General features: G+C 59.9%; 18 protein-coding genes and 2 pseudogenes. 4 read left to right on the top strand and 16 right to left on the bottom strand.

The window, feature by feature from the left end:
• The first annotated feature begins 97 nt into the window (after nt 1-97).
• Nucleotides 98-1,297: a TPM domain-containing protein gene (locus ACP7EW_RS00325; RefSeq protein WP_426214476.1), complete on the top strand. Its 1,200-nt coding sequence runs from the start codon at nt 98-100 to the stop codon at nt 1,295-1,297.
• A 154-nt stretch (nt 1,298-1,451) separates the two neighbouring features.
• On the opposite strand, the gene ACP7EW_RS00320 is transcribed toward ACP7EW_RS00325, so the two are convergent.
• The 3 genes from ACP7EW_RS00320 to ACP7EW_RS00310 all read right to left on the bottom strand — a co-directional run bounded on the left by ACP7EW_RS00320 (nt 1,452) and on the right by ACP7EW_RS00310 (nt 3,953).
• The gene (locus tag ACP7EW_RS00320) at nt 1,452-1,877 is read right to left on the bottom strand and encodes a GNAT family N-acetyltransferase (RefSeq protein ID WP_426214474.1); all 426 of its coding nucleotides are present in this window, start codon (nt 1,875-1,877) and stop codon (nt 1,452-1,454) included.
• Between the two features lie 2 nt (nt 1,878-1,879).
• Nucleotides 1,880-2,371: a GNAT family N-acetyltransferase gene (locus ACP7EW_RS00315; protein ID WP_426214472.1), complete on the bottom strand. Its 492-nt coding sequence runs from the start codon at nt 2,369-2,371 to the stop codon at nt 1,880-1,882.
• 166 nt (nt 2,372-2,537) lie between these two features.
• Nucleotides 2,538-3,953 (bottom strand): purine-cytosine permease family protein, encoded by a 1,416-nt coding sequence (locus tag ACP7EW_RS00310; RefSeq protein ID WP_033896677.1) that lies wholly within the window; start codon nt 3,951-3,953, stop codon nt 2,538-2,540.
• Nucleotides 3,954-4,172: 219 nt separating this feature from the next.
• Here ACP7EW_RS00310 and ACP7EW_RS00305 point away from each other — a divergent pair, with 219 nt between their 5' ends.
• Nucleotides 4,173-5,084 carry a LysR substrate-binding domain-containing protein gene (locus ACP7EW_RS00305; RefSeq protein ID WP_426214469.1) on the top strand — a complete coding sequence of 304 codons (912 nt, stop codon included), beginning with the start codon at nt 4,173-4,175 and terminating at the stop codon, nt 5,082-5,084.
• Nucleotides 5,085-5,139: 55 nt separating this feature from the next.
• Here ACP7EW_RS00305 and argE read toward each other — a convergent pair whose 3' ends face one another.
• The 4 genes from argE to ACP7EW_RS00285 are packed head-to-tail and all read right to left on the bottom strand — an operon-like array spanning nt 5,140 to nt 8,695.
• Nucleotides 5,140-6,285 carry an acetylornithine deacetylase gene (gene argE, locus ACP7EW_RS00300; protein WP_426214467.1) on the bottom strand — a complete coding sequence of 382 codons (1,146 nt, stop codon included), beginning with the start codon at nt 6,283-6,285 and terminating at the stop codon, nt 5,140-5,142.
• Nucleotides 6,282-6,959 (bottom strand): DUF1028 domain-containing protein, encoded by a 678-nt coding sequence (locus ACP7EW_RS00295; protein ID WP_426214465.1) that lies wholly within the window; start codon nt 6,957-6,959, stop codon nt 6,282-6,284. The genes argE and ACP7EW_RS00295 overlap by 4 nt, the downstream gene beginning before the upstream one ends.
• A gap of 10 nt (nt 6,960-6,969) precedes the next feature.
• Nucleotides 6,970-7,380 carry a RidA family protein gene (locus ACP7EW_RS00290; RefSeq protein WP_016969085.1) on the bottom strand — a complete coding sequence of 137 codons (411 nt, stop codon included), beginning with the start codon at nt 7,378-7,380 and terminating at the stop codon, nt 6,970-6,972.
• A 25-nt stretch (nt 7,381-7,405) separates the two neighbouring features.
• Nucleotides 7,406-8,695, bottom strand: a complete 1,290-nt coding sequence (locus tag ACP7EW_RS00285) for a flavin-containing monooxygenase (RefSeq protein WP_426214463.1) — start codon at nt 8,693-8,695, stop codon at nt 7,406-7,408.
• Between the two features lie 179 nt (nt 8,696-8,874).
• Here ACP7EW_RS00285 and ACP7EW_RS00280 point away from each other — a divergent pair, with 179 nt between their 5' ends.
• On the top strand, nt 8,875-9,114 hold the full coding sequence (locus ACP7EW_RS00280; RefSeq protein ID WP_426214461.1) for a hypothetical protein: 240 nt from the start codon (nt 8,875-8,877) through the stop codon (nt 9,112-9,114).
• Between the two features lie 15 nt (nt 9,115-9,129).
• Here the strand turns inward: ACP7EW_RS00280 and ACP7EW_RS00275 are convergent, their stop codons facing one another.
• From ACP7EW_RS00275 to tssF, 9 genes and pseudogenes are all read right to left on the bottom strand, one after another.
• Entirely contained in the window at nt 9,130-9,390 is a 261-nt protein-coding gene (locus tag ACP7EW_RS00275; RefSeq protein ID WP_156487859.1) for a PAAR domain-containing protein, read from the bottom strand.
• A gap of 181 nt (nt 9,391-9,571) precedes the next feature.
• Nucleotides 9,572-9,931 carry a hypothetical protein gene (locus ACP7EW_RS00270; RefSeq protein ID WP_061448841.1) on the bottom strand — a complete coding sequence of 120 codons (360 nt, stop codon included), beginning with the start codon at nt 9,929-9,931 and terminating at the stop codon, nt 9,572-9,574.
• A 289-nt stretch (nt 9,932-10,220) separates the two neighbouring features.
• Nucleotides 10,221-10,433, bottom strand: a pseudogene (locus tag ACP7EW_RS00265) (RHS repeat-associated core domain-containing protein); the annotation flags it as partial.
• 76 nt (nt 10,434-10,509) lie between these two features.
• A complete protein-coding gene (locus tag ACP7EW_RS00260; protein WP_426214459.1) occupies nt 10,510-10,884 on the bottom strand; it encodes a hypothetical protein in 375 nt (124 codons plus the stop codon).
• A 271-nt stretch (nt 10,885-11,155) separates the two neighbouring features.
• Nucleotides 11,156-12,656, bottom strand: a pseudogene (locus ACP7EW_RS00255) (RHS repeat-associated core domain-containing protein); the annotation flags it as partial.
• Nucleotides 12,657-14,041: 1,385 nt separating this feature from the next.
• Nucleotides 14,042-15,382 (bottom strand): DUF6531 domain-containing protein, encoded by a 1,341-nt coding sequence (locus ACP7EW_RS00250; RefSeq protein WP_426214457.1) that lies wholly within the window; start codon nt 15,380-15,382, stop codon nt 14,042-14,044.
• Nucleotides 15,379-18,159, bottom strand: a complete 2,781-nt coding sequence (locus ACP7EW_RS00245) for a type VI secretion system Vgr family protein (protein ID WP_426214455.1) — start codon at nt 18,157-18,159, stop codon at nt 15,379-15,381. Before ACP7EW_RS00245 ends, ACP7EW_RS00250 begins: the two co-directional genes overlap by 4 nt.
• Before the next feature lie 226 nt (nt 18,160-18,385).
• On the bottom strand, nt 18,386-19,183 hold the full coding sequence (gene icmH, locus ACP7EW_RS00240) for a type IVB secretion system protein IcmH/DotU (RefSeq protein ID WP_061448838.1): 798 nt from the start codon (nt 19,181-19,183) through the stop codon (nt 18,386-18,388).
• A gap of 15 nt (nt 19,184-19,198) precedes the next feature.
• Nucleotides 19,199-20,965 carry a type VI secretion system baseplate subunit TssF gene (tssF, locus tag ACP7EW_RS00235; RefSeq protein ID WP_426214452.1) on the bottom strand — a complete coding sequence of 589 codons (1,767 nt, stop codon included), beginning with the start codon at nt 20,963-20,965 and terminating at the stop codon, nt 19,199-19,201.
• Between the two features lie 296 nt (nt 20,966-21,261).
• On the opposite strand from tssF, the gene tssM reads away from it, so the two are divergent.
• Nucleotides 21,262-24,924: a type VI secretion system membrane subunit TssM gene (gene tssM / locus ACP7EW_RS00230; RefSeq protein ID WP_426214450.1), complete on the top strand. Its 3,663-nt coding sequence runs from the start codon at nt 21,262-21,264 to the stop codon at nt 24,922-24,924.
• The last annotated feature ends 7 nt before the right edge of the window (nt 24,925-24,931 follow it).

Below are 24,931 nucleotides of genomic sequence, written 5' to 3'. Positions count from 1 at the left end.
TGCAGAGAGTTTAGATAGTCAACGGCGCTGGGTCACGCGATATAGCGCGGATAAGGTAAAGTCGCCGCCTTCAGGAAGAAACTTCAGGTAACAAAACATGATGGCGATTCTGCGGCAGTCCGCCTTGAGTCTGATAGCGCTGGTGTTCTTAGGTCTGTTGAGTACCGCCCAGGCGGGCACATCGCCGATTGGCGTCGCCCTCGACCAGCGGGTGATTGACCTCACCAACACCCTGGATGCCTCGACCACCACCCTTCTGAAAACCCAATTGGCCGACCTTGAGCAGCGCAAAGGCTCGCAAGTGGCCGTGTTGTTGGTGCCGACCACCGGCGGCGTGAGCATCGAGGACTACGCCAACCAACTGTTCCGCGCCTGGAAGCTGGGACGCAAGGACGTCAACGACGGCATCCTGCTGGTGGTGGCCAAGGAAGACCGCAAGGTGCGCATTGAGGTGGGCTATGGCCTGGAAGGCACGGTCACCGATTTGCTCGCGCACCGCATCATCGAGGAACACATCACCCCGGCCTTCCGCCAGGGTGATTTCGTCGGCGGTGTCTCCCAGGGCGTGAACGACCTGGTGGTGCTGGTGGACGGCGGCGACCTGCCCACAATTGCCGGGCCAGGGATCAACCCCCAGTTCATTGCGATAGCGCTGTCGTTTTTCATCGGCGCCCTGGGCGGTGTGCTGATCAGCGCCGGCAAGCTGCACTGGCGCCGTGCCTTGATTGCTGCGGTAGCGGTCACCGTGTTATTCGCGATTTTTGGCGGGGGCCGCGATTGGCTGATGTTCCTGCTGGTGCTGCCATTGACCCTGCTGATCGGCGGCGCGACCTTCGGCGCATTGTGGATGGCGCGTTCGGTGTTTTACGGCGTGATCGGGCTGCTGGCCTACATCCTGGGCTTGGTGGTGGTTGATCAGCGCTATGCCGACGTCAACTTCATCCACTGGCTGGTCTTTCCACTGGTCGCGCTGGTGGTGCTGGGGCTGTACCTGGTGCTGCTGGTGATCATGAAGGATGCCTGGAAGCAGAGCCGCGTGGGTTTTATCGCGCGGCTACTGGCGGCGGTGGGGGTGTATGTGGCGGCGGGGGTGTTACTGGACCTCGGCCGTGATGGCTGGCTGTTCGCGCTCCCGATTGCCTCGTTTGCGGCGCTGTTCATCTTTGGCAAGACCAGCGGCGGCTCGGGGTCTTCGGGCGGTGGCTCGAGTTCGAGCTCCAGCAGCTCCAGTTCCAGCAGCAGCTCATCCGGCGGCGGTGGCTCCAGTGGCGGTGGCGGGGCGTCCGGCAGTTGGTAGAAAGGGCTCAGGTTTTTTAGTGCACGTGTGGCGAGCGGGCTTGCCCCGCGTTGGGCTGCGCAGCGGCCCCAAAACCTGGCGCTGAGGAGTATCGGACTCACCGCATCTTCAAGCCCGCAGAGGCAGTACGGGTTGTTTGGTAAAGCCCTGAGCGTCACAACGCTTTAGACAAAAACACCCGGCTGCTGCCCTCAGGCTCACACGCTATCTCGCCAAAACGTACCCAGCCATGCTTCTCGTAAAACCCCGGCGCCTGGAAACTCAGGGTGTACAGCACCGCGTTGCGACAGCCCCGTCGCCGCGCCTCATCTTCGAATGTTTGCAGTAACTGGCTGCCCAGTCCCGTGCCACGCAGCGAGTCGGGCAAGTGGAACAGGTCGAGAAAGGCCATGCCCAATGTGGTCTTGCCAGTGATGCCGCCAAGGATGTGCTGGGTCTCGGGATCCTTGATCAAAACCGTCAGCAGACGCCGATCGTTATAGCCGGTGATGGCTTCATTGAACGCCGCCAAGCCGCCGCCGAGGATACGCTCGGCGTCGGGGTTGGGTTGGTCGCTGATTTCAATGTGCGCTGCGTTCATCTCTAGAGCGCCATGACCATTTCATGCCACGCCATGCCACCGTGATCCGACGGCGAGGGTTGCACATACTGATAGCCCATGCGCTCATACAGCGGCACGTGTTGCTCCTTGCACATCAAATGAATCGTCTGCTTGCCCATGCGGCTCATGCGCTGCACAAACTCAGTCATCAATATTTTCGAATAGCCCTTGCCCTGATGCGCCGGGTCGACCACCACCGACATGATCACCACATTCGGCGCGTCGGCCGAGTGGCCCACCAACTCCTTGAACGCCTCGTCCGACATCACCACTTCGTGGGCGCAGCCACAATTGATGAAACCCACCACTTCACCCGCGGCTTCCAGGATCAGAAAGCCTTGCGGATACTGGGCAATACGTGTGGCGATCTTCTCCAGGGTCGCGGCTTCGTCGCCTTCGTAGGCGCTGATCTCGATGTCAAAGCAGCGGGCGGCGTCGGCGGGGAGGGCGTTGCGGAAGGTGAGGGCGGGCATGGGCGTTTCCTGAGGCGTTGAGCGAGAGGCCACATGATAGACAAACATCGACCCCAGCAACACAAACCCCTGTGGTGAGCCCGCTCACCACAACAACCTCATCGCCAACCTCCAAAAACCAGAAAACCCGCCAAAGCGGGTTTCCTCACAACTCAAAGCGGATGTCTCAAACCCCACCCACCAACTTCCCTCCGTCCATCCGCCGCTTATACGCACTGTCCCGACTCGCCAGCCAGAAATACAATGGCGACGTCACCACCAACCCCACCACCCAGGACAAATCGGCCCCGTTGATGTGTTCCGAAATCGGCCCCACGTACAGCGGTGTGTTCATGAACGGAATCTGCACCACAATGCCGACCGCATACGCCAACAGCGCCTGCGGGTTATACCGCCCATAGATCCCGCCATCCACGCGAAAGATCGAGGCAATGTCGTACTTGCCCTTATGGATCGCATAGAAGTCGATCAGGTTGATCGCCGTCCACGGCACCAGCACCACCAGCAGCACCAGCACCATGTCGACGAAGTGACCGATGAAGTCCTTCGAGGCGAACACGGCCGCAATCGCGCAGGCGGCCAATACCAGGATCGAAATCAGCGCACGGCTTTTGGCCGTTGGAATCCAGCGGTAGGCAAAGGTCTGTACCAGGGTGATGATCGACAGCACGGCGCCATACAGGTTGAGCGCGTTATGGCTGATCACGCTGAGCAGGAACAACACCAGCATCAACGGCCCGATAGCGCCGGTGGCGAGTTTGACCGCGTCCATTGTGTCCATGCCCACCGGCGTCGCCAGCACGGCGACGGCGCCGAAGATGAACGACAGGCTGGAACCCAGTGCTGAACCGAGGTAGGTGGTCCAAAAAGTGGAGGCTACCGGCACGTCGGCGGGCAGGTAGCGCGAGTAGTCCGACACGTAGGGGGCAAATGCGATTTGCCACAGGGCCGCCAGGGACACGGTCGCCAGCACACCTGCGATGTTGAAGCTGCCGCGTGTCAGGAAGTCCGTGGTCTGCACATGGGTGAAGATGTAGCCGAAGCCCAGCACGATACCGGCGCCCAGCACCCAGGTGCCGATACGGTTGAGCACGTGGATGAAGCGGTAGCCGATGATGCCGATGATCCCGGAACCGATGGCGCCGATGACGATGCCCACCGGCACGGGCACCGCGTCGACCACGCCGTGCAGGGATTTACCCGCGAGCACGATGTTGGAGGCGAAGAAACCGATGTACATCACGCCGGCGATCACCACCACCAACAGTGCGCCGAGTGAGCCGAACTGGGCGCGGCTCTGGATCATTTGCGGGATGCCCATTTGCGGGCCCTGGGCCGAGTGCAGCGCCATCAGCACGCCGCCGACCAGGTGGCCGATGAGGATGGCGATGATGCCCCATACCAAGTTGAGGTGAAACAGTTGCACACCCAGCGCACCCGTGACGATCGGCAGCGGCGCGATATTGCCGCCGAACCACAGGGTGAACAGGTCTCTTACCTTCCCATGGCGATCTTCCGGGGGCACGTATCCAATCGTGTGTTTTTCGATAAGCGGGGCGGAGGATGTTGCAGTGGTGACCATGACGAACTCCAAGGCAAGGTGAGTACGTTGACGTACTTCGCTGTGCGCCACGTGCGCGGCGCTTTGTTGTTGGAGTGATGATCTGCAATGGGCGCAGGGAGGTAAATTAGTAAGTTTGTTGCTATAGACCTTAAAAAATATAGCTCGCAGCCTTGCTGCGCTCCGGTATGTTGCCTACACCTGTTTTGCGGGCGAAGTCCCACGTTTCTGGAGGTCCCGATGGCTGCGTATAACCTGCGCCAACTCAGATATTTCGTCACCACGGCCGAATGCGGCAGCGTCGCCGAGGCCTCGCGCAAGCTGTATATCGCGCAGCCGTCGGTGTCCACGGCGATCAAGCAGCTGGAAGACAGCTTTGGCGTGCAGCTGTTTATCCGTCATCACGCCCAGGGTGTGTCACTGACGCCCAGCGGCGCACGCTTCTATCGCAAGGCCCTGGAGCTGCTGCGCGTGGCCCATGAGTTCGAGCAGAATGCCCTGGCGGACAATGACGTGGTGGCGGGGCAGATCGATATCGGCTGCTTTGAAACCGTGGCGCCGTTGTACCTGCCGCGCCTGATCGCGGGTTTCAAGGCGCGTTGGCCGGGGGTGGAGATCCGCATACGTGATGGCGAGAAGCAAGAGCTGGTGCAGGCGCTGACGGCGGGCAGCATTGACGTGGCGATGCTGTTCGAACACGACCTCGGCGCGACCATCGAGACCACGCCGTTGATGCCGCCGCAGCAGCCTTATGCGCTGTTGCCGGCCGATCATCGTTTTGCGCAGCAGGCCAAGGTGTCGCTGGCGGACCTGGTGCTGGAACCGATGATCTTGCTGGACGTGCTGCCGAGCCGCACCTATTTCGTAAGCATCTTCGAAGAGCGTGGGTTGACGCCAAACATCGTGTTCAGCTCGCCGTCGATCGAGATGGTGAGGGGGATGGTGGGGCGGGGGTTCGGGTTTTCGATCCTGGTGACCAAGCCGTTCACCGAGTACACCTATGATGGGCAGAAGGTGGTGTGCGTGCCGTTGGCGGAGACGGTGACCGGCTCAGGCTTGTCAGCGGTATGGTTGCGCCGCGCGCCGTTGACCAAGCCGGTGCAGCTCTTTGTTGACTACTGTCGCGAGGAACTTGCCCGACTCTTGGGTTGAGGACAAGGCCAAAAATGTGGGAGCGGTTTGCTCCCACATTTGATTGGTGTTCGGCTCAAGCGCGAATAGAATCCAGCATCCGCCCCAGCATCGCATCACACCCCAGCAATTGCTCCACCTTCACAAACTCATCCGGCTTATGCCCCTGATCCATGCTCCCCGGCCCGCACACCACCGTGGGAATGCCCACCGCATCAAACAGCCCGCCTTCAGTGCCAAACGCCACCGTGCCGAACTCCCGCGAGCCGGAAAACGCCGCGATCAACTCTGCCGCCTGGCTGCGCTCATCGGTGACCAAACCTGGGTAGGCCGACAGCTCGGTAAAGCGAATCGCACTCTGCGCACTTACCGCCTGCATGCGCGGCAACACCTGCTGCTCGGCGTAGGCCTTCAGTTCCTCCGCGACCTTGGCCGGGTCCTGCGACGGCAATGCACGCACCTCAAAATCAAACCGACAATCCGCCGGTACGATATTCAGGGCCTTGCCACCGCTGATCACGCCGGTTTGCACCGTGCTGAACGGCGGATCAAACCGCGCATCCTGGGTCTCCCGCAGACGCTGGCCGATCCTTCCCAACTCGCCAATCAGCTCGGCAGCCTGCTCAATCGCATTCACCCCATACGGTGCGTAGGCCGAATGGCACGCCTCACCGTGCACATCGCAGCGCATGGCCAACTTGCCCTTGTGGCCGAGTACCGGCTTGAGTTCGGTCGGTTCGCCGATGATGCACAGCATCGGTTTCACTGGCCGTTCTTCCAGCACCTTGAGCAACGAACGCACGCCCAGGCAACCGACTTCCTCATCATAGGACAGGGCGATATGCACCGGCATCCGCAACGGCGCCGCGACCAGCGCCGGCACCAGCGCCAATACACAGGCAATATAGCCCTTCATGTCGGCGGTTCCGCGGCCGAAGAGCTTGCCGTCGCGTTCGGTCAATTCGAACGGCGGCACGGTCCAGGGCTGGCCGTCCACCGGCACCACATCGGTGTGCCCCGACAGCACGATCCCCGGCAACTCAACCGGGCCAACGCTGGCAAACAGGTTGGCCTTGCTGCGTTCTTCGTTGTAGACCAATTGGCTGGATACCCCGAAACCGGCGAGGTAATCGCGTACAAACTCGATCAGGTGCAGGTTGGATTCGCGGCTGGTGGTATCGAACCCCACCAGCGTCTGCAGCAGTTCGCGGCTGGTGCTCATCGGTCGTCTCCGGCCACGCCGTAGCCGGGGGAACGGTCCGGGGCGAGGGCGCGGTCGATGTAGTCCTGCACTTGCGGGCGATAGGCATCCCAGAGCTTTTGCAGTTCAAGGATCGGCTGTTCGTCAGCCCAATCCACGCGCAAGTTGATGATCGGCCAAGTTAGTTCGCCCACCACCACCAGCGCGGCGGAGTGCACCGGGCCGGCTTCGCCACCGGCGGCGATGGCGGCGTGCATCGCCGCCAGCAGGCGATCGGCTAACTGGCCTTCGCCTTGCTCAAAGGCCGTGACCATCGCGTCGATCACTGCGCGGTCGGCGAGCATGTTGCCCGCCGCCACACACTGTTCACCCGACACGGCGTTATGGGTGCCAAGGGTTTCGCTGCCGCTGAAATGCACGCTACGGCCCAGGTGATCAATCGCCGTCAGTTGCCGGTACTGGCTGTAGCCGTTGCGCGTCAGGGCCTTGTCGATCGCGTCGGCAGGGGCGAGGCCTTGTTCCAACAGGTCCAGCACGTCCGGGCCCAGGGCCGGGAGGGTGATGTTCTGGGTCGACACCGCGCCCACACCGGGCCGCAGCCATAGGCAACGGGCACCCACGGCAATGCTCGATGAGCTGATGGCAATGCCCAGCTGGCCGGTTTCGGCGCAACGGCCGACGATTGAAAAAGTCATGTGCGGCTCCTTACTCGGGAATAACGGCGATCACATCAATTTCCATCAACCACTGTGGCTGGCCGAGGGCCGACACCACCAGTCCGGTCGAAATCGGGAACACGCCCTTGAGCCATTTGCCGACTTCCTGGTACACCGGTTCGCGGTAGCGCGGGTCGATCAGGTAGGTGGTGGTCTTGACGATGTGCGACAGGTCGGAACCCGCTTCTTCCAGCAGTTGCTTGACGTTTTTCATGGCTTGCTCGGCCTGGGCGCGCGGGTCGCCAAGGCCGATCAGATTGCCCTCGAAATCCGTACCCACCTGGCCGCGCACGTACACGGTATTGCCGGCGCGCACGGCCTGGCACAGGTCGTTGTCCAGGCTCTGGTTAGGGTAGGTTTCCTTGGTGTTGAACATGCGGATGCGAGTGTGAGTAGGCATCAGAAAAACTCCGGCAATAAAGGGATCAGGCGCTGACAGGCGAGGGACGAACCACCGGGGCGGCTTCGCGGTATTCAAGGTATTGACGCTGGATCGCGATGTGGTCGGCCACATACTTGGCGTCATGCCAAACGCCCCAGATAAACGACGAACCCCGGCGCGATTGCCACGGCAAGCCGAGGAAGTAGATCCCGGCTTCACTGGACACGCCACGCTGGTGCTGGGGCTTGCCGGCTTCGTCGAAGGCGGCGACCTTCAACCAGCTGTAGTCCACGGCAAACCCGGTGGCCCAGATGATCGAGGTGACGCCGGCCTGGGCCAGGTCCAGTTCCAGGATCGGATTTTTGATGCAGTCCGCATCGGGAAACACGCGGCGGGCCTCGGGCTCCAGCGGCAGGTCAACGCCGTTGCGCTCGATATAGGCGTCGGCCGCATCCAACAGGGCCAGGTAGTTTTCATCGCCGCGTGCCAGGTTTTCCACCAGGTTCGGCTGGAAGCGGGCGACACTGCCGTTGAATGCTTGTGTGAGGCCGACCAGGGTCATGCCTTGCTGGGCCAGCTCACGGAAGTCGATGGTCTTGCCGCCGTGTGCGCCGCTGACCGCGATGGTCACGTGCTCGCGGCCGGGTTTCATGGCGGCCTGGTCCCACTCGCCCAGCACCCCCAGCCACCAGCAGAAGTCGCGGTTGCGATAGGCGCGGGGCGGGCGGTCATGGGCGCCGACCGAGAGGTACACCTGGCGCCCGGCGCGCTGCAATTCATCAGCGATCTGCACGCCGGAGGAACCCGCGCCCACCACCAACACAGCGCCGGCCGGCAATTGTGTGGGATTGCGATAGTCAGCGGAATGGATCTGGTGCAACGCAGTGTCTTTCGGCGCGATGGCCGGAATCACCGGTTTCTGGAACGGCCCGGTAGCGGCGACCACACGGTTGGCCTCGATCACCCCTTCGCTGGTCTGCACGGTGAAGCCAGGGCGACCGACATTACGCACCACGGACAGCACCTCCACGCCGGTACGGATCGGCGCGTTGAACTTGCGGGCATAGGCCTCGAAGTAATCCGCCACACGCTCTTTCGGCGCAAACCCATCCGCAGCGACCGTGTCGAATTCCAATCCCGGAAAGCGGTCATGCCAGGCCGGGCCATTGGCCACCAGCGAATCCCAACGCCCGGTGCGCCAGCGCTCGGCAATACGGCTGCGCTCCAGCACCAGGTGGGGCACACCTTGCTTGCTCAAATGCTCGCTCATGGCCACGCCAGCTTGGCCGGCGCCCACCACCAGCGTGTCTGTTTTTGTTATTGCTTCAGTCATGTCTCTGTCCTTGCGTAATGCAGTTGGATTCAGCGTTTACATGACTTCAAGGCTAGGGGGAGGGGGGTCATAAATAAAATATTATTAAGCTGGGAAGTGAGCATAAATATCGGATGCAGAGGGAGGGGGCTCTGAGTAGCACTGGCTGAGGTTACCGGAGGAACGGTGTAGCGGATCAGTTGGTCGTCAGTGTTGTAAGCCAGTTGTTTGCTGCCACCGTTGGCATCGGTGATGAGTACGGGCAGGTTGTCGCTGTTGTAGCTGTACTGGGTTTTGTTCTCCAGCGGATCGATGGTCTCGATGATATTGCCGCGTTGATCGTAGTCGTACTTCCACAGGCCGCCTTCGGCGTCGCGGGTTTTGGAGCTGGCATGGGCATTGGCGTGATCAAGCCAATGCCGGTGACGTCAGGTTGTTAAAGAGCGGGGCGCGGGTTAGCGATGCACGGCACCATGGGAGCCGCTGGCGATCAAAGTTGCGCCGCAGGTGGTCTTCATGCCATCCAGCGCCACGGGAATGCCGTTGACGGAATAGGTGCTGCTGCCTTCGGCAATGGGGAAGGAGCCTTTGCACAAGGGGCACATCACCAGATTACCTTTGCCGGCCATGGGTTTGCCATTGAGGTTGGTGTGGGGGATGGATTCGGTGACAACACCGCCGTGGTCGGTGGTGTCGCTGAGTCGAACTATTGGCATCATTTCACAGCACTCGTTCTGGTTGCTGAGTGAAGACGGCTGTCTCGTTCTGCTGGAGATGGTATGGAGCTGAGAGGATATTCATGCGGACTCGTCTCGTTATTAACATTGAAAGATTGTGGTGGTTACTGAAGGTTGGGCTGGTGATGTGTATGGGTACTGATGATAGAAAATGACCAATTTAGGTGTTTAGTGTTTTGAGCCATTTAGATATCTCGTTTTTTATTGAGGTGAGATTTTTTTGATTTGAAATAATGGATGTTTCAGGCCCTAGCTCTGATTTTTTAGTGGAGCAAATAGTCTTTTTGATGTTTTCATCCAGAACTATTTTTAATATGGTTCCTGTTTTTTTGTGCTTGACCGAAAATATGGGGTTGGCGTCCATAAATGGGGTGCCATCGGAAAATGTTGTGTTGTAAAATTGCATAATAAATCTCTCGGCATCTATGCTGTACGAAGTGGCAAGTTTGATAAATATTTCTTTGATGTGATTTTCAAGATTTTTGTATGTGCTTGGAGTAGATAGGTAGTCGTTGAACATATTATTTGTCCGTAAATGCCGTTCCAGAGGTAACTTCTATATCAACACGTTCGTGTGAGGTATTTCTTACCATGAATGTCTTGCTCACGGGGGCGCTAACTCCACCGCAGGCGCAAGCACTATCAATAAAACGCTCGGCTTTGCCGAAGGCTTCTTCCCTGGCCCTCAAATCTTGACGGCCTAGTTTTCCCTTGAGTTCATCCAGTTTTAGCTTTGCATCAGCAGCAGTAAGTGGTGAGTCCTGATTCCAGCTTACCGACTGTTCAAGTTTTGCTCCTTGGGCTTGGATTCTTCCTCTGTTAGCAGCCAGCCCGAGCGGATCCATCCACCCAACTGGATTCGGCGCATACGCATAGACATTCAGCCCTCCCGCAAACCCAATCGGATCCTTACCAATAAACCGCCCCACCTGCGGATCATGGTACCGATACCGGTTGTAGTGCAGCCTGGTTTCCGCATCGAAGTACTGGCCCTGAAAACGCGGTGGATTGCGCACATCCGCGCGCTTGGCTTTTTCGCAGCGTTGTTTCTTGTTAACTCCCCCAGCGTTTATAGGTTTCGCTATGGTTTGGGTGGATTTAGCCTATTAGGATTATTACGTTTTCCGCATATGGAGATGAGTCGGTGTATACAGTAATAGTTGTGGATGTATCGGGCGAATCGATTTCCAATAGCTTTGAGTTTTCGGCGTTTGTTACAGATATTTTTTTGCTGGGGGTAAGGATTTCAGTTGATATTATTTTTTTCATTTTTGCTGGGTCGTGGTTGTGTTCTTTTCGCTTATATAAACTTACTGCTACTTTGCCATCTGCGTAGGATATTGCGCCAACTGATACGCAGCTGGGGGAATGATTAATTCCAGTTTTTTCGTTGAATTCAGGTATTTCTATATGCTCATTACTGTAGTCAAGAATGAATAAAACTGGGTGGTCCAACTCTACGCTTGTTTTCATGGTTTCACTCCTCGTCTTCGAATTTCTTGTAATACTTGGCCGCCTTGTCTAGCTTTGCAATGGTTGCAATGAGGGAGAAATATTTCAGGCTCCCCTAGTGCTTGAGCAGGCTGGTGGTCGCCTATGGCATTTCCACTTTTAGTTCCGGGCAATTTGTCACCGCATGTGTGGCATCCAAATTTTTGCATCAGGTCATTTATTTGCCGTTGCTCTCCAGCAGTTGGTCTCCCGCGGTGAGCTGGAATTGACTCAACCGCAAATGGTCCAGGTTTAAGGGTGTCGTTTCGTGCAAGCCCGAGAGGATCAATCCAATCCATGGGATTCGGCGCATACGCATAGACATTGAGCCCACCCGCAAACCCAATCGGATCCTTGCCAATAAACCGCCCCACCTGCGGATCATAGTACCGATACCGGTTGTAGTGCAGCCCGGTTTCCACATCAAAGTATTGCCCCTGAAAGCGCAGTGGATTGCGCACATCAGCCCGTTTGGCGGTCTCGCTGCGCTGTTCCCTGGCCAACCCCCAAGCTTTGTAGACCCCGGCCCAGGCGATATCGCCGTGCTCGTCGGTCAGCTCCATCGGCGTGCCAAGGTGGTCGCATTGGTACCAGGCGAGCGCGCTGAAGGTTACGGGTATTGGCTTGTGCTGCCACACCGGATCGCGGTCAACGTCGTAAGCGCCCTCGTAAACCGGCTCGGGCAGCAGTTGGATGCTGCGCTGCTCAACGGCCTGCGCCACCGGCACAAAACTGCCCGGTTCAAAAAAGTAGTGAGTCAGGCGTTCGCGCTTGTCGTGGTGGCGGCTCTCGAAGGCCAGCACATCGCCGTCCCAACCGTAGATCGTGTAGCCACAGCCGTACTGCTCATCAAGCTTGGCGCGCTCCAACTTGTTCCACATTGGTCCGGCTTCGCGGCGGTCGTGGTATTTGGCTTTGGACAGTTTAAATAGGCGTCGGCCTAGTGCGTCGTAGGCGAAGGAGACGGTCAAACGGTCATCTACGTAGCCGATCAGGCGGTCGTACAGGTCCCAGGTAAAGTGGGATTTTTTGCCGTTCTGCAGGCGTTCCTTCAGGTTGCCGCGCTCGTCGTAGCTGTAGTGGGTGCCGACATAGTCACGGAGCAGGTTGTCCAGCAACTTGGATGGGCCATATTGATTGGGACGACGCGGCGCCTGCGGGTCCAGCAGATTGCTGGCCGGGTCGAAGGCGAAGGTCTCTTCGCCACTGATGGTTTGGGCGGCAAGCAATCGGCCCAGCGGGTCATAGCGGTAGCTGAGCGCGCCGCGCCGGGTGTCGTCGATGCGTGTCAGTTGGCCGGCGGCGTCGTGCCGATAGTTGCGCACTACCAGGCGTTGGGCGTCGCCGCGTTTACCCAGGGCTTGTTCCAATAACTGGCCGTTGGGTGACCAGGCTTGGCGTTGTTGCAGATCGTTGCCTTGGTCGCGGGCGATTTCACGGTGCAGGTTGTCGCGTTGGTAGCTGAGCAGTTCGGTGTCGTCGACCTTTAGCGCCAATAGATGGCCGCTGCCATAGGTCAACCAACTGACCCGGTGGCCATCCGGGCGGGTGGTGGCGATGCGCTGATTGAGAGCGTCGTACTCATGCTTCCAGATGGCTACATGCGGTTCCTGCAGGTAGCGCAGGTATTGATGCTCACGGGTGTTGTTGCCGGCACGATCATAAAACCATTGCAGTTTGCAGGCGGCGTTCTCGGCCAGCAGCAGGTTGCCATTGCCGTCGTAGGCGAAGGTTTCGGTCTGCCATTCCAGGCCTTCCTTGTGTCCTGCATGTCGGGCAATCAGGCGGCCGAGTGGGTCGTACTCGAACTCGTTGACCCGGTCGCCATCAAGGCGGCGAGTCGGTTGGTTGCTGCCGTGGTCGTATAGGTAGTGGGTGGTTTGCTGGTCGAAGCCGGTTTCCTTGAGCAGGCGCCCGGCGGGGTCGTACTTGAAGCTGGCAGTGCTGTTGTTTTCGTTGCGCAGTTCCAGCAGTTGGCCGAGGCGATCCCAGCGGTAGTCGAGGGTGGTGCCGTTGGCATCCTGGCGCTGTTGGATCAAGCCGGCTTCGTTGTAGTGCCAGGTGGTGCGCTGGCGCAGGGCGTCGGTGTGGCTGAGCAAACGGCCTTCGGCGTCGCGCTCGAAATGTTCTTCGGTCTTGTCCGGGTGGATCAGTCGCACCAGCTGCCCGGCACGGTATTCGTAGCTGGTGACATTGCCTTCGGCGTCGGTAAAGCGGCTGAGCTGGCCGAGTGCATCGTAGCCCCACTGGCTGACCTTGCCGGAGCAGTCGGTGTAGCGAATCAGTTGGCCGTCGGCGTTATAGGCCAGTTGTTTGCTGCCGCCGTTGGCATCGGTGATGACCACGGGCAGGTTGTCGCTGTTGTAGCTGTACTGGGTGGTGTTTTCTAGCGGATCGATTGTTTCGATGATGTTGCCGCGTTGATCGTAGTCGTACTTCCACAGTCCGCCTTCGGCATCGCGTGTTTTAAAGCGTTGGTCTTGGTCGTCGTAGGCATGATGAACACAACTGCCATCCGGACGGGTGTGCTGGAGCACGTTGCCACGGTCATCGTACGCGTAGCGGTCGGTACTGCCATCGGTGTGAATGTGCCGGGTGATGTTTTTGGCATCATCGCGGTAGAACCACTCTTCATTACCGTCGGGGTAGATGATGCGGTAGGTGTAGCCGAGGATATCGTAGTAGTACCAGGCCTCCTGGCCCAACGCATCGGTCACGTAGGTCAGGCGGATGTTGTCGTCCCACTCCAGGCGGGTGTCGTAGGTTCCGTCGTCGGCCCATTCGCGGATGGCCTTGGCATCGGCGCCTTCGCCGTGCCATTGCAGGTTGATACCGCGTCCAGTGCGGTCGGTGTAGTGGGTGATCAGGTGATGCTGGTATTGGTAGTCCCATTGCGCGGTGTGTTCGTCGCGGGCTGCGATCAGGTCGCTGTGTTCATCGTAGTCATAACCCGCCAGTTGGCGCTTGGGCTGACCTTCATGCATCAGCCACAGGGCGTTGATGCGTCCATGTTCGTCAAGTTCGCTATGGATATGATGATGCGCCGTATCGTCCTGGTAAGTGACCAGGTCTGACAGCACTACCCGACCCGCGTGTTGGTGCTCGTAGTGCAGGGCGATGCGGGCGCCACCCCGCAAGGTCATGCCACTGAGCAAATAGTGGTCGCCTTGTTTTGAAAAGTTTCTTGGCTGTCGTGACCACGTACGACCACCAACGTGCTAGCCGTGGTGCGAATCAGCAATACCCCTTCGATTGGGTCGTAGTGGTGCTTGCTGATCGCAATATCAGGGTAACGTTGGCTGCGCCCGTCGTAGCCGTGGTAGCTCAGGCCATCTTCATGTGGGTCGATGCGAATCGAGAACGGTGTGATCCAGCGTGCGCCAAAGCTTCCCTGATCAAACGATGACAGGCTTGAGCGATAGGTGCGTGTCCACTCGATCGGGAAGGGGCCTGGCAGCGAAAAATCGGTGTGTTCCAGCGTTTCACTGCCGGTGGCGAAGCTGATGCTGTGGCCAGTGCCTGAAGGAACGCGGGGATTGCAGTCCTTGCAGCGATTGGGGTCATTGGTACCTTTTCGTTGGGTTGACTGGGTCACCAGAGGGGCTTGCCCTTGAGTCGCTTGAGCCCGATTGTTCTGGTGACTGGAGGCATTGGCTGTTTGAGCGCCACGACGTTTACGGGTGGCCAGTGCACTGACCAACTCCATGATCAGGTTGCCGATACTGCCGATTCTTTTCGGATCGCCCGCCTCTAGAATTTTATTCGACACTGCGTTGCCAATCGTGCCAGCGGCACTGGCGATATTGAGCAGCTTTTGGCAGGTACTCTTGGAGAGCAGTCTATCGTCGATTAAAAAATGCGCGGCAAGGGCAACCGCCGGTCCGGCGAAAAGCGAAGCGGTTTTGGTCTTTTTTGCCAGCGCCCGCTGCCCTTCGTCGCTGGCAATACCCTTGAGCATTTCTTCGAAGGCATCGCAGGCTTTCTTGATCTCGGCAGCAATGCCTGTGAGCAGTTCACTGAGGCGGGACTGTATTTCTTTGGCAAACTCTTCAAGCCCACCTCGGGTTTTGTCGTTGAGATTTGCCTCCAATGCGCTGAGCATCGCCTCAGGAATTGATTGCCCGACATTGCGCCTGATTGAGGAAAGGGTGGTTCGCACTGCCAGCCGTGCCGGGCCGACACCCGGAAAGGAGACCAGGCCGACGACATTGACGCCAAAGCTGACCCAGGTCAGGAAGTCGTTTTGATCACCGTCGATCAGGGTGAGCAGGTCGCCGATGGCATCAATGGCGGCAAAGACGGTGCCGACACCTGGAATCACCGCTCCGGCGGTCTGTACAGCATTCCATCCAATGGTGTCGTTGGTCAGTTTGCGCAGCCATTGATCAAGCTTTTCTTTTCCCGCATCAATGTCATTTATGGATGTGGTGTTGAGCGGGGCGGTGGCTGATTGGGGCGGGCGCGCAGTGGCTGTAGTCATTGCGTTTTCTCCGAGAGCTTGCGTGGCAATCCGAGCATCTCGGCGTTTTTCATGAGTGACTGAGGTAGCTGGGAGGCAAGCGCGGTCGCAGCGTCTGGCATTGGCACAGACTTTTTCAGCAGGTCGGTAGCAAGGCTTGTTGGCGTTTGTTTAGTGGCGCTGAGCACCTTGTCCAGCAGGGTTTGCGCTTGTACCGTCAGTGGTTGGGAGACTTCAGTGGCGACTGCTTCTATCTGCTCATGCGGACCGGGAAAGCCGGGATCGGTCCAGACATCCACCGGGTCTTTGCTGAAAAGCACTTTGGCCGGGCCTGGAGCAACACCAGCCACAGCCGCAAAACCATTGCCATCCAGCGACCCTTTGAATACCTTGCCTAAGGCATCCTCAACCTTGTACTCACCTCCCTTGAAGGAAATCCCGTTGGCGTATTGTTGAAGCAGCTCCAAATTCCCTTTCCCCGCCTTCGGCTCCTCCGGAAACGCCGCCGCCTTACTCTTCGGAGCGTCGTGGATAAAGTCCACGGCATGCACGGTGTACAACCCACTGGTGGCATGCGTAATCCCACCCGCGTTGTAGGTAGTGCTACTCCCCGCCGCCTGAATCACGATCTCTTCCTTGGCACTCAACGTGATGCGCTCAGCGGTAACGCTGACCTTGAGCTTGGCCAACAGGTTGATGTTGTCCTTCAGCGCCCGAATGTCGATATCCCCGGAAGCCGCCACCAGCCGCCAACCCAGGCTCTGCACAAAGGTGCGCACCCCCCGGCTGGCGCTGACCAACAGGCGTTTGCCGATGGCCAGGCTGGTGTGGCCACCGCTGCTCAGGGCGAGGTGTTCGCCGCTGGCGATATGGGTCGATTGCGGGGTGCTGCTGGCGATGCCGGCCGGGCTGTGCAGCACCAGGTGCGGTTCGGCGAGTTCCGGGTACTGGTTGGCGCTGGGGTTGCCGCCGGTGCCACGGATGGCCTGTTGCTGGGCCTTGAGGGCGTCGGCGACTTCGTCCTGATCACCGCTGTCCTGAGCCAGGTGGTCGCGGGCTTCGTTGGCGAAGGTGGCGTGGTGTTGGCCGGCGGTGTCGAGTTGTTCGGCAGTTTCCGGCAGGTCGGTGTGGTGCTCGGCGGCGCGCGGGCGCCGTTGGGTGGTGAGCAGCAGGCCGCTGCCAGCACGCAGTACGCCGTGGGCGTCGGTGCGTAGTTCAAAACCTTCGCCACGGGGCACGCCGCCGCCGGGGCGAGGGTGGGTCAGGTAGCCCAGGTTCAACGCGCTGGCTTGGTGGTCGCTCATCAACGTGGCGCTGATTTGCCCGGTGGTGTCATCCAGGCGCAGTTCGTTGTGGCGCTCGCCGTGCAGTTCCTTGCTGCGGATCGGGCTCAGCGCCTTGAATGCGGGGAGTTTGTACGGTGAACGGTTGATGACGTGGTAGCTGCGACCGATGACCATCGGCTGGTCGGGATCACCGTGCAGAAAGCCCACCAGTACTTCCTGGCCGACCCGTGGCAGGGCGACATGCCCCCAGCCGGCGCCGGCCCAGTTGTGGGTGACGCGCACCCAGCAGGAGCTGCGATCGTCGCCCTGGCCCTCGCGGTCCCAGGGAAATTGCAAGCGCACACGGCCGTGTTCGTCGCAGTAGATTTCTTCGCCGGATGGACCGACCACGGTGGCAATCTGCGGGCCTTCGATGCAGGGCTTGGGGCGCGGTGGTGCTTGCCACTCCACCGTGTCGGGAATCAGCGTGGCGGTGAAGCTGTAGTGGGTGCCGACGGTGCTGCCAGCGGCTTCCTCTTCCATCGCCGTGTGCTGGCGGCCCGTGTGCTGGATGACGACGGCACGCCAGCCAATATTCAGGTCTTCGCGGGGGTGGCCGACCAGATCAAACGCCAGCCCCGGCACCAGGCGTGCATCGTCGCCGCTGACTTCGGCGGTGCGCGCATCACCGCGCAATCCTTGCAGACGGGTCAGGGTGAAGGGCTTGCCGGCATCATCGTGCTTGTAGCGGCCAGGGTAGTCATAGCGTTCGTAGTCGGTGCTCTGGTGCTCCAGATGCGGCGCCTGTTCACGCTGTTCGAGGTTGTAGCGCGGGTGGGTGAAGGTGTAGTCGCGCTGGGTCTGGTTGGCGCTGCGCACCTGCTCGCGGTAGGTAAAGCTGTGCAAGGCCGGTTGTGCCTGATCGCCGCCGGGGTTGGCCTCATACACCAGTGCTTCGCCCTCAATCACCCCGAAGCTGGCGATATGGTCGGCCTGAATCAACTGATGCCCGCCCTCGCTGTGCTGGAAGATCGACAACAGGCCTTCTTCGGCTGCCAGGCGCTGGTAGAAGTCCCAATCCAGCTCGCCGGGCTGCACGCAGTATTCGCGGGGTAGGTGGTTTTCGGTCAGACGCTGGGTGCAGGCGCCCCAACGGCGTTCGTTGCACAGCTGTTCAAGTATCTGCGGCACACTGCGCTGCTGAAAAATGCGCCAGTCCGATTGCAACCGGGCGCGGGCCAGTTGTGGTTCGATCACCGCGCGGTAGGCGGTGCGACGAAAGCCGGTCTTGCCCTGCTCGAAGCGGCTGATCAGGCCGTGCACATGGCGCACCGGTTGCTCGCCTTGCCAAATGGTCATTACCGCCGGTTGATCCAGCAGTTGTGCGAAGTCGGCATTGGCCGATGTGCTGACCAGGTCTACGGACAGGCAATACAGTTCGCAAAGCCCCTCAGTGAGTTCAAACGAGACGACATCGAAGTTGATATCGGCGCTTGAACTGAAGGTAAAGCGCACATCGCGCGGGTTCGGCATGGCAACTCCTGCGGCAATCCTTGGTTGCAGGTTTTAATCGCCACGCGTTGTAACGCAATGGCGATCAGGCGAAGGCCTCGAACTTTAAAGAGGCATACTCCGGCTGTCGCCTTCATGCTTTCCGCAAGTGTTGTGGGAAGTTTCTCTAGTTAAGTGTGTCGCCCAGTTTAAGAGGGTCGCTAACTTGCCGGTGTATGACGAGCAATAGCGAAACGGTGCACGCAGGTTAACGCACTAAGATGGTCTCCAATGATTGCATCACTTGCTCGGTCATGCTGTTCAGGCGCACGGCAAAAAACACATAGGCCCCCACGCACAGCGCCGTGCCCACCGCCCACGGTGTCCACCACGGCCATTGTCGGTTCATCTGGTAATGGCGTGGCGCAACGTTGTCCAGTGGGCGAGTCAGATGAGCAGGAGCCGGCTCGTGCAGCGCGTCGATCACCCCCTGCAAACGGCTGATCACCTGCTGCAAGGCCTGGTCGCCCTGAGTCTGCACGCTGTACTGGCCTTTGAAGCCCAGGCACAGGCACAAGTACATGAGCAGCAACACGTCGCGGTATTGCTGCGGGGTTTCCTGCAAGCGGATGAGCAGGGTGAAGAAGGTCTCGCCGCCCCAGGTTTCCTGGTGGAAGGTGCTCAGCAGCGATTTGGCTTGCCATATTGAGCCGGAGCCCCACGGCGTAGCCAGCACCGCCTCATCGACAAAGACGCAGAGTACGTAGGAGAACACGCGCAACTCGGCCTCGCTGTAGTCGTGCTGGCGTAGTTCTTCGAGCATCACCTTGATCTGGTTGGTGAGGTGACCTTGCAGTTGTTCGACCGGGGCGTAGACCTCGGTCCGGCGCAGCCGGATCACCAGCCCGAACAACGGCATGGCCACATCCACCAATGGGTTTAGGCTGTGGCCGCGCAGGTGGAATTCGAGTGGGTCGTGATGGCAGAACAGCTCGCCATCGGGCCAGCCGTCGCGGGCGTCGCCATGGCTGCTGGAAAACGTGGTGGTGGGATTCAGGGTCGGCATGCTGCTCTCCGTGGGTCATATGATCGGTTGCTGGCCGGTGCGCATTGGCCAAGTGAAAACCGTGCCATCGGCGGCGTTGATGATTTCCAACTGATGGAAGGCGTTGGTGTTGGCGTACAGCGCCATGAAATGTGAGAGCACGCAGCCAAACAGATGCAAATCGCCGGCGTTGCTGAAGGCGGCGGGGTCCATTGTCATGGTGGTGCAACTGCCGCGCACTGGCAGGCCTTTGATCAGCCAGTCGACAGGTTGTGTGCGGACCTCAAGGATGCCCTCCAGGCGACGCTGGGTGGCACGATGGTGAGGTAGGTCGTGGGCGGCGATGAAGTCGTAAACCTGCAACACGGCCTTGAGCGCCGCCGGAGACGACAGCGACAGGTTGTTCAGCGCAAGGTTGGAGATCAGCGCCCACTGCACTTGGCCGTCGAGGATTGGCGGGTAGGCGCGGGTCGGGCGGGTGAGGTTTCGATAAGTGGCGAATGACGGTGTGGTCTGGGTGAGCAGGCTGATGTCCCCTACCTGCAACTGCCGGGGTAGGTCGGCGTTGGTGCAGGTCAGCGAGATATTAAGCACTTCACGCTCGCCAAGGTAGGGACGCTGATCGGCATGAATGAGGCTCACGCTGTGTTTGGCGCGGGTCTTGAGCAGTTCAGGTTCGATGGTGTGGCTGAAGTAGCACGCTGTGCGTTGGCCAGCCGGCTCCACTTGGTGCTGCAATGATTCATAGGGAGCGAAGTCGACACGGTAGTTATCTGCCGGGGTATGCGGTTTGCGCCGCCGGGCACTGACCCGGTCGATGCTGAAAATCTCATAGGCTCGGGCATTCGGGCCACGCGGTTGCACCGTTTCGTGCAGGGCCTGACCGTCCAGTTGGACCGGTTCGGCCGGGTGCTCGAACAGGTTGATGGCGGGCGTGCAATACAAGCAGAGAGTGTCGGGATTGATCGGTACGGAGGCGGGCAGGGGCTTAGAAAAGTGCAGCTCCAGGCGAATCTGCGTGGCCGTCGTTTGCGGCCATAGGCGGCGCAGGCCGCTGATGCGAAAACCGTGAAAACGTTGGGGGAAGTAGAAGTATTCCTGGATCAGGCGATAGCCCTCCAACTGCTGGTCCAAGGTGGGTAACAGCGCATCGTCGGGTTCGAAGCCAGGAAAGCTAAGGGCCTCCGGCGGCAGGGCCAGCCGTTGCTCGTCGAGGCACAGCACGATTTTGTCCAGATGCTGGGCCAGCCACTGATAGAGCGTGAGTGCGTGCAGGTCGTCACCGCCAAGGTGGAAATCCAGGCGCTCGCAGTTCATCTCGCTCAACGGCTGCTCCGATAAGGCCTGCAACTCGATACTCAGCACCGACTTCTGCACGCTATGGGCGACGCTGGCGGCACTGACCTGCAGCGGATAAATCGTCACGTCGGTACAGGTGCGAAAGGTGCAACTGACATCATTCAGCGGCCGGGCGAACAGCTGGGTGCCTTTGGTAATCACCTGCGGACCGCTGAGGGCATGTACCACGGGGTCGAAGCGCACCTGAGTCAGGCTGGGGAGCGGGCGCAGGTAGTTGGGGTAGACCTGCTGCATCAGCGGGTGGGTGAGTTGGGGCAGGTCGTCTTCGATCTTCAGGGCCAGCTTGGCCGTGAGGAAAGCGAACCCTTCCAATAGGTGTGCCGCACCCGGGTCCGATGCTTGCTCGCCCAGAAAGGGGGCTAGTCGTGGATCGTCTTCGGCGAACTCACGGCCTAACTCCCGCAAGTAACGGAGCTCTTCTGAGAAGCGATCTTTCAATGACATGGCTTTGGCCTGTTTAATAAGTTTAAGTTGTTAGGGCTCTTTGTGGGAATGTTCTGTAGGAGTTGCGTATTAGTGCTGTGGATAGATATTTATAGATGTTTCGGGTGGCGAGGATAGTTCGTCAAGATAATAAAAAAGATCAGGTGTAATTTTTTGTTTCTTTCGTGTTGTGCATTGAAAGATGTTTGTTTGCGCTGTTACTGTTTGCTCAAGTAACGATCGGATATATCCAGGTTAAGCACTGTTTCTACTGTGGGAGCGGTTGTTTTGCGTGGAAAGTTCAGGGGCGAACAGTCATGAATAAACAACTGGGCACATTGGCTCGCGGGTTTGCAATCCTTCGGCGCCGAGGGACGCTTGTCGTCATCGCCGTCGCGATCATGGCGCTTGCCGGGGCGCTGGGTTGGCTCTGGTGGCAGGGACCGACCTGGACCTGGCGCGACGAGCAACCACTGGCGGGCTGGCCGCTACGCTTGGCGATCAGCGTGGCATTGGTGGTGGTGCCGCTGTTGGTGTGGACGGGTCAAGTGCATCGTCAACAACGCCGCTTGCAGCAGGCCCGTCAGCAGCAGGCTCAGCTGGGGCAGGACCCTTGCTTGGCCTACCTGCTAGCCCAGGAACGTTCGCTGGAGCGCAATCTGGCGCGGGTGCGAGACAACCATCAGGGCCGCAGCCTGCACCAGATCCCGTGGTACCTGGTACTTGGCGAGGAGAATGCAGGCAAGTCCAGCTTTATCAGCCGCTCCAGCCAGAGCTTTGCCCTGACTCGTACGGCGCGTAGCGGCGCCCCGCAGACGGCGCCGGATCCGGATCTGGCGTTCGACATCGACTGGTGGATCGGCGACGACGCGGTGTTGATCGACCCGCCTGGCGAGTTCATCAGTCAGCCAGAGCGGCAACCGCCACCAACGCCAGCCCCCGTCGTACCCACCGATAATGCGCCGGCGGACACTAAGGCAATCGCCGACCCTGTGGACGCCCAAGTTGAACAACCCAGCGGGCTACCCGCCGGCGCCGAGCAACGACTATGGCACCACCTGATTGACTGGCTGGCGCGCAGCCGCAGCCGGCGCCCGCTCAATGGCGTAGTGCTGTTAGTGGACATGGTCAGCCTGTTTGAACGCCCGCCCAACGAGCGCCGCAACCTGGCGTTTCTGTTGCGCGCGCGCCTGACCGAGTTGGGCCATGAATTGGGCACGCGCCTGCCGTTGTACGTGGTGCTGAGCAAGTTCGATTTGCTCGAAGGGTTTGAAGAATTGTTCGCCAAGCTGCCCGCCTCGGCGCGGGAAGAAGTACAGGGCTTTACCTTCAGCCTCGCGGCAGTTGAGGATTTTGACGCATGGCTGGACGAACTGGCGGGCGCTTATGACCGCTTTGTCGAGACGCTCAACCGGAAAGTGGTACGGGCCATGGGCGAGCCCGGCCCGCAAGCTTTACGCGAGCGTATGTTCAGTTTGATGCGCCAGCTCAGCGGTTCACGCGAGATCCTGCTGCACTTTCTGGGCGACGTGCTGGGCAGTGACCGCTACACCACGCCTGCGTTGGTGCGCGGCGTGTACCTATCGTCTGTGTATCAGCGTGGCGTGGTGGCGAACCTGTTTGTCGAAGCCTCGGCGCGGGCCTATGGGTTCCCCGCACCCGTCAGCGCGACCAAGCCGCAGGGGCATTCGGTGGTGTATTTTGCCCAGCACTTGTTGAAGCAGGTGGTGTATCCCGAGGCCGGGTTGGCCGGCGATAACTTCAAGGTGGCGCGACGCAAGCGCCGGTTGTTGCTCAGCGGCTCGGTGCTGGTCGGGTTTATGGGGGCGTTGCTGGTCGGCGGCTGGTGGTACTACTACGGCATCAACCGCGACAAGGCCGACCAGGTGTTGGCCAAAAGCCAGGCGTTCAGTAGCAAGGCCAGCGACCTGCAGGCCGACCCCACCGGGCTGAACCTGTTGGTGCCGCTGGATGAAATCCGTGAGGCGGTCACGGTGTATGGCGATTATCGGGCGACCTGGCCGCAATTGGCCGATATGGGGTTGTATCAAGGCCAGTTGATCGGGCCGATGGTCGACCAGGCGTACTTGAGCCTGTTATCGCGGCGCTTCCTGCCGGCGATTGCCGCGGGGGCGGTTGAGGTCATCCGCCGCGCCGAGCCGGGCAGCGATGAACAGCTCGCGGCCCTGCGTGTGTACCGCATGATCGAGGACCGCAATAACCGCCGCCCGGGGATCGTCGCGCAATGGATGGCCGAGCAATGGCAACAGGCTTATCCGGGTCAGGGTCAACGCCAGGCGGCGTTGATGCGCCACCTGACCTATGCGCTGACTTATGCTGACGTCGAACTGCCCGAACACCGCGAGCTGATCGCGCAGACCCAGCAACAACTGCGCAAGCTGCCCATGGCGCAGCGGGTATACATGACCCTGCGCCAACAGGCGAAAGAACGCTTGCACGGCGAACTGGATTTGCGCAACGAAATCGGCCCGGCCTTTGACGTGGTCTACCGTCCCTTGAGCGAGCGCGAAAGCGGCGCGGCGCTGGATGAAAACCTGACCCTATCGCCGTTGCTGACTGCCCGCGGATTCCGTGATTACTTCGAGCCCAACAGCCAGAACGTCACCGAGTTGGCCTTGATCGACCAATGGGTACTCGGCGAGCGCCGTAACCTGGATTATTCCGAGGCCGACCGTCGCGTGCTGACCGAACGGTTGCGCGCCTTGTACAGCGCCGATTACGTCGACAGCTGGCGCCGTGCGCTGAACCAGTTCACCGTCACCGACTTCACCGACCTGGCCCAAACCCTGGAAGTGCTGGGGCAGGTCACCGGTCCGGCCGCGCCCCTGCGCCGGCTGCTGGAAACCGTGCGCGACAACACCCTGATCTACCCGCCCGTCACCGGCAAGGACGAGAAGTCGTCCAGTGAAGAGGCCGGGCGTAATCAGGCGCTGGGCATTCACCGCGCGTTCGCCGGCCTGTCCGGGTTGCTCAACGCTGAGCAAGACAAGCCGTCCTACTACGAAGAGACCCTGCGGGCGATCAACGCTGTCTACGACTACACCAAGGCCGTGCAGGACCACCCCAACCGTGGCAAGGCCGCGCTCGGCGCAGTGCTGGCGCGGTTTTCCCAAGCCGACCCAGACCCGATCCGCAACCTGCAACGTATCGCCGCCGGCCTGCCCGAACCATTGAACCAGCAGGTGCGTCACCTGGCCGAGCAGACCTCGCAGGTGCTGATGGTGCTGGCCTTGCGTGAGCTGGAGCAGCGTTGGGAGGCGGACGTCTACAGTTTCTACAAGGAACGCCTGGCCTCACGCTACCCGTTAAGCGGCAGCCAGGACGATGTGTCGCTCAAGGACTTTGAAGCCTTCTTTGGTCCCGCCGGTCTGGTGCAACGTTTTCACGACCAGTACCTGAAAGTGTTCCTCAAGGACAACCTGGAAGCGTTGTATGCCGACAGTCAGGAGGACTACCTGATCCGCCCCGAGGTGATCGCCCAGCTCAAGGCGGTCGAACAGATCCGCGACACCTTTTTCGATAACCGAGGTGTGCTCAACGTACCGTTTACCTTGGAGCCACTTGCGTTGAGCGCCGATCATCTCAACGGCGCACTGAGCGTCGATGGACAGCTGCATATTTATTCCCACGGCCCGGTACGCGGCATCGCAATGAGCTGGCCGGGTGTGCGGGGGGAGAGCAGCGACAGTCGCCTGACACTGGTCAAGCGCGATGGCAGCACCGTCAGCCTCGGTTTTCGGGGGCCGTGGTCGTTCTATCGCCTGCTCAATCGTGGCCAGCTCAACGCGCGCACTGCCACCAGCGTCGATTTGAGCTTGCCGGTGGTCGGTGGAGTGATGCGCTACAAGCTGTATGCCGAAGGGGCCAATAACCCGTTTACCCGCACACCGTTCAAGGGGTTTGAGTTGCCGCGCACGTTGTTGCGCGAATCGTTGGGGCAGCGGGTGGCGGAGCGGTAGACCATGG

This window comes from Pseudomonas sp. DWRC2-2 (assembly GCF_049897885.1).
GTDB lineage: Bacteria > Pseudomonadota > Gammaproteobacteria > Pseudomonadales > Pseudomonadaceae > Aquipseudomonas > Aquipseudomonas azotoformans_A.
Note: the sequence above shows the minus strand (reverse complement) of the source record. Positions and strands in the feature narration are given on the sequence as shown.